Below are 9934 nucleotides of genomic sequence, written 5' to 3'. Positions count from 1 at the left end.
TTCTCTCTCAGGATCGACTCTGGACCCCAAATCCACCTTGACAACCAACACAGATTCTCATCCGGCTGCCGCCACCTTCTCCCCGTAAACGGGGCGAAGGAGACAAGCCGCTACCTCTCCGTCTCTCACCAACGTCTCGTAGGGCACGTCCCCTCTCCCCGTCAGAACGGGGAGAGGGTTAGGGTGAGGGGCACTTATCCGCATACACCTGACGCCCGTCGCCGGAGGTGTGTCTCTGACCAACCACCGTGCCCGGGTTTGATCACCCACCTGAAGCGGCCTGGAAGACCGCCAGCTGTGCGGCGAAGGCGCGTTGGTAGGCCGGGCGTGCCTCGGCGCGGGCGACATAGGCGGTAAGGTTCGGGTATTCGTCCAGGATGTTCGATGATTTCAGCCGCAGCAGCACCGAGACCATCAGCAGGTCGCCGGCGCTGAAGGCGCCATCGAGCCAGTCGGCATCGCCGAGGCGGGCGGAAAGGCTGTCCAGCCGCTTGCGGATGCTCTCCTCGAGTGCGCGCAGGCGCTGCTCGTACCAGGGCTGGTCACGCTCGAGAATCCCCGCGAGGCTGTGATCGAAGACCGGCGGCTCCACGGTGTTGAGCGCGGCAAACATCCATGAAATCGCCCGTGCCCGGGCATTGGTTTCGTCCGGCAGCAGGCCGCCGTGACGCTCGGCGATATGCAGGACGATCGCGCCGGACTCGAACAGGGTGAGATCGCCTTCCTCATAGGTCGGGATCTGCCCGAAAGGCTGGAGCGCCAGATGCGCCGGCTCCTTCATCGCCTTGAAGGAGACGAGGCGAACCTCGTAAGGCTGCCCCGCTTCCTCGAGCGCCCAGCGAATCCGCATGTCGCGCGCCAGGCCGCGGCCGCGATCGGGCGAACGTTCGAAGGCGGTAATGGTAATCGTCATCGCTTCCTCCATCGCTGTCTGTCTTGAAGACGTCCGGCCGGACGGGATTCCGACATCGATATTCGAGATAGTCCTCGCCGCCGCTTCGCATAGGGCGCAAGCGATGCGCGCTGCCGGCGCCGCGCGTCAGCCTTCCGCCTCGCCGCATTTCGACAGGATCTCGTTGACAACGACGGCGAGCGGCGCCGTGGCGTCGATGCGCTGCGCATGCTTCGGGACATCCTCTTTCGTCGCATGTAATCGCATGATCAGCGCCCGTTCGGCCGGTCGTCCGCCGAACTCGTCTTCGGGCCTTGCGGCAAGCCGCCGCTTCAGGGTGTCGAGATCGACATCGAGCTCGAAAACCGCGTCGAACCAATCGACGAAGCGGGGGAGATTGCGTGAGCCGCCGCAGAAGAAGGAGATGAGGCTGCGCCGATCGACGATCATGGTTCTGACCTTCCCGACATCCCAGAGGTGATGCGCGTGCACCCATGCGCTACGGTCCGTCACGCTCTCGTCGGCAGGCTCGTCCACCGCTTCCCCAGTCGTCGGATCGCCGCGATAGGCAAGCTCCCGGTCACCGTGGACGACATGGTAACCGCGCCGCTGCAGCTCTTCGGCCACCGCGGTCTTGCCGGCGCCGGAAACGCCTTCGATCAGATAGTTTCTGACGCCCATTTCCGCTCCGCTTCCAAGCATATCGGCGCGGATTGTCTAACACGGCTGCCGCCGCTGCGAAACGCTCGGCATCGCCAAGCGCCGATAGACCTTCGTCAGGTGGCGTGGATCTTAGAGCATGATGCCGAAAAGTGTGAGCGGTTTTCGGACGACATCATGCTCTAACTCTTTAATTTAGAACAGGATTCATATTTTAGGCCGACCGGGCCTAAAATCATCCTGTTCTAGGCTCGAAGGCCTGGGATGACGGAGGGCGTGAGGGAGCGATCGGCAGGAGGCGAGCGCTTTCTGGGCCGTCACGTGTCGACCGGGGCGCAGGCGCGTCCTGCGCATGGTCGAGCAGCGTCTGCCGGCGGGTCGGCTCCTCATCGAGCGCTGTCGATGATCAGGCCGCCGTCGGGTGTGAGGCTTGAGCCGGTGATGAACTGTCCATCCCGGCTTGCAAGGAAGAGCACGACCGGCGCCACGTCTTCCTCGGGGGAGCCGTGCCGTCCGAGCGCATTGGTCGCCGGAGGGGTGTCCGGGCCTGCGCCCCAGGTGTCGGCCACCGGCAGGACGTTGTTCACGGTGATCTTGTCGGCGCCCCATTCGCGCGCGGCCGATCGCGTCAGAGCCCGCACCGCCTCTTTCGCCAGATTATAGGGCCCGTAGGGCGGCATTCCGAGGACACCCGTCAGCGAGGCGAAATTGATGACGCGGCCGGCGCCGCTGGCCTTGAGATGCGGATAGCAGGCCTGCATCATCCTGAGATAGGCGATCGGTCCCATGTCGAGGTTGCGCTGCAACTGCTCCACCGAGAGAGCGACGATGGAGGATTGCACTGCAGCGGGATCGAAAGCGACGTTGACAAGGATGTCGACGCCGCCAAAGGCCGAAACGGTCTTGTTCACCGCAGCCTTGATCTGCTCAGCATCGCTGAGGTCGCAGACGACACCGAGCGCGGTGCCGCCGGCTGCCTGAATGTCTGCAACGACGCTATTGACGTTGCCGGGCGTCAGCGACAGGACCGCGACTTTCGCGCCTTCCTTTGCCAGCAGCTTTGCCGTGGCGCGGCCGATGCCGCGCCCGGCGCCGGCGACGATTGCTACTTTTCCATCAAGTCGGTCCATGTTCATCTCCATTCAGCAAGCGTTATCTGGTGTGCCGCCGAGGCGTGGGCGTAGGGCGACAGGGTTTGGCGCGCCGCGTTCTGCGTCAGGAAGGAAGTGCCGAGCAGGGTAAGTCCGACCAGTGCGGGCAGGGCGGCCGCGGGTTTGCGCACGCCGACATGGGCAAGAGCCGACAGCAACAGGTGGTAGAGCATGCCGGCATAGGCGAGGTCGCTCAGCCCGACGCTGACGCGCGACAGGAGAGCGGCGACGGCGAGGAGCTTGACGACGATGAGGACCGGGACGAGGTAATCGGGATATCCGAACCCGAGGATGGTCTGCTCAACCCAACGTCTTTTGACGATGTAGATGGCGGCGGATGTCAGATACAGCAGGCTCAAAAGCGCCGTGCTGAACCAGTAAATGTAAATTTCGGCCATGAGTTTTCGTGATCGCCGGCGACGCGGCAACCTCTCTCCATTCGACGATGTTTGTTGCTTCTCAAGACGCTTTTATCTTGCGCCTGCTGTACGCATCGAAAATGACGACTTATATCGATGTGTGCAAGTAGGATGAATTACTTGGTATTAGTATGGAAAACCTGACTATGGCTGAGGAAGAGATCAACATGCACGAGGAGCTGCGCCGCGCGTTCGCGCTGCTCTCGGGCAAATGGAAGCTGGAGATCATGTGGCTGCTCTATGAGCGCGTCTACCGCTTCGGGGAGTTGCGCAAGGCTATTCCCGGTATCACGCAACATATGCTGACCGCGCAACTGCGCGAGCTGGAGGCGGATGGGCTGGTCGTGCGCACCGTATTTGCAGAGGTGCCGCCGCGCGTCGAATATGAGATCACGCCGAAGGCGCGCGCCCTCGGTCCGACGATAGAAGCCCTCATCGCATGGTGGAACGAGTATGGAAAAAGCGTTCCGGTCAAGCCGGGCGGTCGTGGCCGCAAGGCGACCTCGCGGTGAACCCGGGCCTGTCCAAAACCCCCGTCTTCGATCAATCGGCGTGCATTTTTCGCGCAGTCGGCGATAAACACCAAAAAAGGTCGGCTGTCTTGCGGCCCGTACCCCATTTGGGTGATGCTCTTTTCGCTGACTTGCATTAGAAGTTGTTTCAACGCAACCTGATTACTTTGCTGAAAAAAGCAGGCGGTCAACGTTGCGCATTGTCGAATTTACGATGCGCTTTCCGGGTAGTGGGCAAGGACCCGGAAGCTGTTTGAGCAATGACGGGGGCGTGAAAAAGGCTTTCCAGCCATTGCGGAAAACAAGGATCGGAGCGGTTCCAGGAACCGTTCCGGGTTGAGGGACCCCCCGTCCGGTTTTCCTGGCCGGACGGAAACAAGGCTTTGCGGGACAATGTTGCAGTCCCGCAAAGCTTTTTTTATGCCTTGTTCCCATCAGGCGCGGTTCACCGGTTCGCCCGCCCGCTCCTGGCAAAAATTATTGTGCGATGCAGCATTTTTGCCGCATTTGTCGATTTTCATTTCAACTCCAAGGCATTAAGCTAATCATGGAGGCTGCTGACAATGCCGGCCAATTTCTCTTCGTCATCCGAGCGACAAGCCCTGGGTGACGACGAAGGAGAGGGAGGCAGTCGACAGCTGAGGGATCACGCTGATCCTTCCGTGGTGTTGGGGGGAAGATGACCAAGTGGGTCTATAGGTTCGGCGACGGACAGGCTGAGGGCGGCGCGCGCGACCATGAAATTCTGGGCGGCAAGGGCGCCAATCTCGCGGAAATGTGCGCGCTCGGCCTTCCCGTTCCGCCGGGACTGACGATCGTCAGCCACGCCTGCAACACCTATTACAAGAATGGCGGCCATATCGAGGACGGGCTGAAGGCCGAGATTCGCGCCGGCATAGCGGCGATCGAGGCGATCACCGGCCGCCATTTCGGCTCCACCAGCCAGCCGCTCCTGCTCTCGGTGCGCTCCGGCGCCCGCGTCTCGATGCCCGGGATGATGGACACCGTGCTCAATCTCGGCCTCAACGACGAGACGGTGCAGGCGCTCGGCCACGATGCCGGCGACGCGCGTTTTGCCTGGGACAGCTACCGCCGCTTCATCCAGATGTATGCCGATGTCGTCATGGGCCTCGGCAACGACGCCTTCGAGGAAATCCTCGAAGACGAGAAGGCCAGACTCGGCCATGAATTCGATACCGAAATCAGCGCCACCGAATGGCAGCACATCGTCTCCCTCTACAAGCGGCTGATCGAGGAGGAGCTGGAGCAGCACTTCCCGCAGGATCCGGAGGTCCAGCTCTGGGGCGCGGTCGGCGCGGTCTTTTCCAGCTGGAAGAGCGCGCGCGCCGTCACCTACCGCCAGCTCCACAATATTCCCGAAGGCTGGGGCACGGCCGTCAACATCCAGGCGATGGTCTTCGGCAATCTCGGCAATGCGTCTGCGACCGGCGTCGCCTTCACCCGCAACCCTTCGACCGGCGAAAAGGCGCTTTACGGCGAATTCCTCGTCAATGCGCAAGGCGAGGATGTCGTTGCCGGCATCCGCACGCCGCAGAGCATCACCGAGGAAGGGCGGATTTCCTCCGGCTCGGAAAAGCCCTCGATGGAAAAGCTGATGCCGGAGGCTTTCCGCGAACTCAGCCGCATCTGTTCCGAGCTCGAAGTCCATTACCGCGACATGCAGGACATCGAATTCACCATCGAGCGCGGCAGGCTGTGGATGCTGCAGACCCGCGCCGGCAAGCGCTCGACGCGGGCGGCGATGAAGATCGCGGTCGACATGGTCGATGAGGGGGTGATCACCGAGGAGGAGGCGGTGCTGCGCATCGAACCCTCGAGCCTCGACCAGCTCTTGCATCCGACGATCGATCCGCGCGTCACCCGCCAGGTGATCGGCAGCGGCCTGCCGGCCTCGCCGGGAGCGGCGACCGGCGCCATCGTCTTCACCGCCGAAGAGGCGGTCGAGGCCGAGGCCGAGGGCCGCAAGGTGATCCTGCTGCGCGTCGAGACCAGCCCGGAAGATATTCACGGCATGCATGCCGCCGAAGGCATCCTGACCACGCGCGGCGGCATGACCAGCCATGCGGCGGTCGTCGCCCGCGGCATGGGCACGCCTTGCGTCGTCGGCGCCGGCACCATGCGCATCGATCAACGCAACGAGCGGCTGCTCGGCATCGGCGTCACTCTGAAGAAGGGCGATATCATCACCATCGACGGCTCGGCCGGCCAGGTGCTGAAGGGCGAGGTGCCGATGATCCAGCCGGAGCTTTCGGGCGATTTCGGCCGTATCATGGGCTGGGCCGACCGCGCCCGCCGCATGACGGTGCGCACCAATGCCGACACGCCGGCCGATGCGATGGCCGCCCGCTCCTTCGGCGCCGAGGGCATCGGCCTTTGCCGCACCGAGCACATGTTCTTCGAGGGCGAGCGCATCCATGTCATGCGCGAGATGATCCTGGCCGATAACGAGAAGGGCAGGCGGCTGGCGCTCGACAAGCTGCTGCCGATGCAGCGCTCGGATTTCACCGGCCTCTTCACCGTCATGCACGGCCTGCCGGTGACGATCCGCCTGCTCGATCCGCCGCTGCACGAATTCCTGCCGAAGACCGATGATGAGGTCGCCGAAGTCGCCTTCGCCATGGGTATGGAGCCACTCGCTTTGCGCCAGCGCGTCGACGCGCTGCACGAGTTCAACCCGATGCTCGGCCATCGCGGCTGCCGGCTGGCGATCTCCTATCCCGAGATCGCCGAAATGCAGGCGCGCGCCATCTTCGAGGCGGCGGTGGCCGCAGCCCATGAGACCGGCGCTGCCGTCGTGCCCGAAATCATGGTGCCGCTGGTCGGCCTGCGCTCCGAGCTCGATTACGTCAAGGCGCGCATCGACGCGGTCGCCGGCGAAGTCATGGCCGAGGCCGGCATGAAGATCGATTATCTCGTCGGCACGATGATCGAGCTGCCGCGTGCGGCCCTTCGCGCCCATGTGATCGCCGAAGCCGCCGAATTCTTCTCCTTCGGCACCAACGACCTGACGCAGACCACCTTCGGCATCTCGCGCGATGACGCCTCCGCCTTCATTCCCACCTATCAGCGCAAGGGCATCATCGAGCACGACCCGTTCATCTCGCTCGATTTCGACGGCGTCGGCGAATTGATCAGCATCGCCGCCGAACGCGGCCGGCGCACCCGCAACGACATGAAGCTCGGCATCTGCGGCGAACATGGCGGCGACCCCGCCTCGATCCGCTTCTGCGAGACGATCGGCCTCGACTATGTCTCCTGCTCGCCGTTCCGCGTGCCGATCGCCAGATTGGCGGCGGCGCAGGCGGTCATATCAGGAGGTCTGAAAGACCTCCGGTCAGGAGGTCTGAAAGACCTCGGGGGGAAATAGACGAGACGCTTGGCAGCCCTGCGGGCGCCCGGGGCAGCCCTGCGGGCGCCCGGGCAGCCCTGGTTTAATAACGATGCCGCCAGCGATCGCGGTAGATATAAGGCCCGTTGAGGTCCCAGGCCATGCGCTGCATCATCTCGGCACTCTGCGCCCGCGATTCGGCCCGCCGGTCGAGATCAATGCGCTGCAGGCAGGTGGCAAAGCCATCGGAGCCGCGCCGAAAACCATAGCTCAGGCACTGCCGCTCATCCGCCGCCCGCCGCTCCTCCGGCGTCATCGTCTGACAGGCGGAAAGGCCGGCGGCGAGGGTGGCCATGGTGATGAGGAGAGCGATGCGCATCGGGGTATTCCTTGCTTTTCCCTGAGGAAATGCCATTTGGGTGCGGTTAGTCAAGGCACGGAATCCGGCGGTCGCCGAGATAGGGTTGCTGACGTGAACGGTGTGCCGTGCAGCCCCCTCATCCGCCCTACGGGCACCTTCTCCCCGCTGGGGAGAAGAGGGAATCGAGACGTCACCGCGAATCTCTTCGCCCCAGCGGGGAGAAGGTGCCGGCAGGCGGATGAGGGGGTCGGCGACGCCGAGGCCTGCCGCACATCTCCCCACAAGCGAGAGTCGGTGGCGCTCCCCAGACCTTCACGCCGCCCCGGCCGGATCGCCGATCGGCAGCAGGGCCGGGTCGAGCGGGCGGTCTGGCGGGTCCTTCGTATCGGCCGGATCCTCGGCCGGCGTCAGCGGCGGCTTTTCCTGCGTGGGGTCGGGAATGCCGGGTGTCGGCGTCGGTTCGCGCGGCGGGTCGGCATTGGGTGTCGGATCTCTGTTCGGCATGATCGCCTCCTTTTCGACAAGGGAACGGCACCGCCGGGAGATGGTTCCACTTTCACCAGCCGGCATTCCTCTGTATGAGGAAGCCTCTCAAGCATGGAAACCAGCATGGCCATCCGCGATCGATTTTCGAAGAAACTGAACTGTCCGCAATGCGGCAACACCGGCTTTGCCGAGGCCTCGGAGATCGACGATCCCAAGCGCAAGCATCCGGATTTCAAGGTCGATCAGCTGCCGCGCGGCTTTGGCGTGCAGCGCCCTTCCAACCACCAGGAAAGCTTCATGCTCAAATGCGAATGCGGCCGCAAGTTTCCCTTCCGCAGCCTGGCGGAGGCCGCGGCCGAGCGGCGCTGATTCAGGGGATCAGATCCGCTCCAGCACTTCGATGAAGGCATCGGCGAAGCGCACCAGATGGGCGGTCTCCTCGTCGGGCGCCTGCATGCGGATTTCGGTGCCGGCATAATCGAGCAGCGCCAGCACGACGCGCATCTCGCTTCCGCCATCGGGAATGCGCAGCACCGCGATGCGCCGGCAATCCGCGATCAGGCCGCCGGCCGGCAGGTCGAACAGTAATTCGCCGCCCGCCCGGTTCGCCGCCTGGCGCACCGCCTCGCAGAAACCGGCATCGCCGTCGGCATAACCTTCGAGTGAAAGTTCGAGCTCGACGAGCTCCATCGGCAGCATCGGCTCGCTGTGATCGATCCCGCCAAGCGCAGACGCCTGCGGCCTTGCTGCTATCTCGGGTGAAATCATCCCGCCTCTCCTTGCCTTTAACCGGAGATGAAACCGCGGCAGAATGACCTTTTTTTGCCATATCAGCAAGGGCTGATGAATCGGCCGGCCATCGCCTCGGCCATGTCGGGAGAATTCCATCGGGTATTCCGAGACAACAGTTTCAATTCAGCCGAATCTTGCCCAGATCCGGATGATTTTGGGCCGGGCTGGCCAAAAATCTGAATCCGGATCTAAATCAAAGAAATAGAGCATGATGTCGTCCGAAAACCGCTTCACACTTTTCGGCATCATGCTCTAAACAGGGATATGGCGATTTGCGTGGTTGAGGGCGCGGCGCTGACGAGCAACCGGTAAGTTTGATGGCCATCCGTTACGACCGTCCCGTTTCCAGCGCCGCCCGCTTTTCGCGGCTGCTCGGGGCGTTTTCCCTGGTTCTGGCGCTGGCGGTGCTGATCGCCCATCGCTTCGGCGGGCTTGCCACCCCCTATCTCGTGCTGCTCTTGATCACCGCCGCCGGCTTTTCGCTGCTCGCCGCCCTGCTCGCCGCAATCGGCCTGCGCAGCCTCTGGGTATCAGGGGCCGAAGGCGGGCTTGCCGCGCTCGCCGCGCTGATCTACGTCGCCTTTCCGCTCGGCATCGGCGCCTTTGCCGCCGAGCGGTATATGACGCTGCCCGATATCTACGACGTCTCCACCGATCCGGTCGCAGCCCCCGACTGGCTCTCGACCCCGAAAGCCGATCAGATCTGGCTGAAGCGCAATCTCGTGACGCCGGAGGATCGCGAAAAGCAGATCGCCGCCTATCCCGAGCTGACCGGCCGGCGTTATGAGGGCGCGCTCGACCGCGTGCTGGAGGCGGTGCGCAAGGTCGCCAAGCAGAGCGGCTTTGTCATCGTCAGGAGCACCGGCACGACAGAGCCGGATCACGACCCGGAGGACAGACCGGCAAAACCCGCAGCCGGTGACGAGGCCGTCGCCGACGCGCCGGGCATCGTTCCCGTGCCGACGCCGCGCCCCTATGACGATGACGTCGCCAAGCTGATCCGCGGCGCCAACGGCGTGACGCTGCAGGCGACCAACCGCACGCTGATCCTCGGCCTGCGCTTCGATATCCTCATCCGCCTGCGCGAAGAGGCCGAAACCACCTTCGTCGACATCCGCGTTGCCTCCCGCTACGGCCAACACGACCTCGGCTTCAGCGCCGCAATCGCCGGGGATTATCTGAAGGCGCTCGATGCCGAACTCTTGGGGCTTGCGGGTGGGTGAGCAACGGTGGCGCAAAGCGCCAGCAATCGATCCAGTGAATCGATTGCAGTTGCGAACGCCCTGAGCCCAAGCGAAGGGCCGGGATAGGG

The 9934-nt window shown here is 63.5% G+C and carries 11 protein-coding genes; 4 read left to right on the top strand and 7 right to left on the bottom strand.

Going from position 1 to position 9934, the window contains the following annotated elements:
• Positions 1-262: 262 nt before the first annotated feature.
• The 4 genes from CO671_RS31145 to CO671_RS31130 all read right to left on the bottom strand — a co-directional run bounded on the left by CO671_RS31145 (position 263) and on the right by CO671_RS31130 (position 3101).
• Complete coding sequence (locus CO671_RS31145) at positions 263-913, bottom strand: glutathione S-transferase family protein (protein WP_097609013.1); 651 nt, start codon at positions 911-913, stop codon at positions 263-265.
• A 126-nt stretch (positions 914-1039) separates the two neighbouring features.
• The gene (locus tag CO671_RS31140; RefSeq protein ID WP_010033138.1) at positions 1040-1573 is read right to left on the bottom strand and encodes an AAA family ATPase; all 534 of its coding nucleotides are present in this window, start codon (positions 1571-1573) and stop codon (positions 1040-1042) included.
• A 365-nt stretch (positions 1574-1938) separates the two neighbouring features.
• Positions 1939-2682: an SDR family oxidoreductase gene (locus CO671_RS31135; RefSeq protein ID WP_097609011.1), complete on the bottom strand. Its 744-nt coding sequence runs from the start codon at positions 2680-2682 to the stop codon at positions 1939-1941.
• 2 nt (positions 2683-2684) lie between these two features.
• Positions 2685-3101 (bottom strand): DoxX family protein, encoded by a 417-nt coding sequence (locus tag CO671_RS31130; RefSeq protein ID WP_097609010.1) that lies wholly within the window; start codon positions 3099-3101, stop codon positions 2685-2687.
• A gap of 152 nt (positions 3102-3253) precedes the next feature.
• Here CO671_RS31130 and CO671_RS31125 point away from each other — a divergent pair, with 152 nt between their 5' ends.
• Positions 3254-3634, top strand: coding sequence for a helix-turn-helix domain-containing protein (locus CO671_RS31125; RefSeq protein WP_097609009.1), 381 nt, complete (start codon positions 3254-3256; stop codon positions 3632-3634).
• Positions 3635-4313: 679 nt separating this feature from the next.
• Positions 4314-7022 carry a pyruvate, phosphate dikinase gene (gene ppdK, locus CO671_RS31120; RefSeq protein WP_097609008.1) on the top strand — a complete coding sequence of 903 codons (2709 nt, stop codon included), beginning with the start codon at positions 4314-4316 and terminating at the stop codon, positions 7020-7022.
• A 64-nt stretch (positions 7023-7086) separates the two neighbouring features.
• On the opposite strand, the gene CO671_RS31115 is transcribed toward ppdK, so the two are convergent.
• Complete coding sequence (locus CO671_RS31115) at positions 7087-7362, bottom strand: hypothetical protein (RefSeq protein WP_097609007.1); 276 nt, start codon at positions 7360-7362, stop codon at positions 7087-7089.
• A 294-nt stretch (positions 7363-7656) separates the two neighbouring features.
• On the bottom strand, positions 7657-7848 hold the full coding sequence (locus CO671_RS31110) for a hypothetical protein (protein WP_097609016.1): 192 nt from the start codon (positions 7846-7848) through the stop codon (positions 7657-7659).
• A gap of 105 nt (positions 7849-7953) precedes the next feature.
• Here CO671_RS31110 and CO671_RS31105 point away from each other — a divergent pair, with 105 nt between their 5' ends.
• A complete protein-coding gene (locus CO671_RS31105; protein ID WP_097580089.1) occupies positions 7954-8199 on the top strand; it encodes a hypothetical protein in 246 nt (81 codons plus the stop codon).
• Between the two features lie 9 nt (positions 8200-8208).
• Here CO671_RS31105 and CO671_RS31100 read toward each other — a convergent pair whose 3' ends face one another.
• Positions 8209-8598, bottom strand: a complete 390-nt coding sequence (locus CO671_RS31100) for a hypothetical protein (RefSeq protein WP_097609006.1) — start codon at positions 8596-8598, stop codon at positions 8209-8211.
• A 341-nt stretch (positions 8599-8939) separates the two neighbouring features.
• Here CO671_RS31100 and CO671_RS31095 point away from each other — a divergent pair, with 341 nt between their 5' ends.
• Positions 8940-9845, top strand: a complete 906-nt coding sequence (locus CO671_RS31095; RefSeq protein ID WP_097609005.1) for a DUF1499 domain-containing protein — start codon at positions 8940-8942, stop codon at positions 9843-9845.
• The last annotated feature ends 89 nt before the right edge of the window (positions 9846-9934 follow it).

It is taken from the genome of Rhizobium sp. M10 (assembly GCF_002531955.1).
GTDB lineage: Bacteria > Pseudomonadota > Alphaproteobacteria > Rhizobiales > Rhizobiaceae > Rhizobium > Rhizobium etli_C.
Note: the sequence above shows the minus strand (reverse complement) of the source record. Positions and strands in the feature narration are given on the sequence as shown.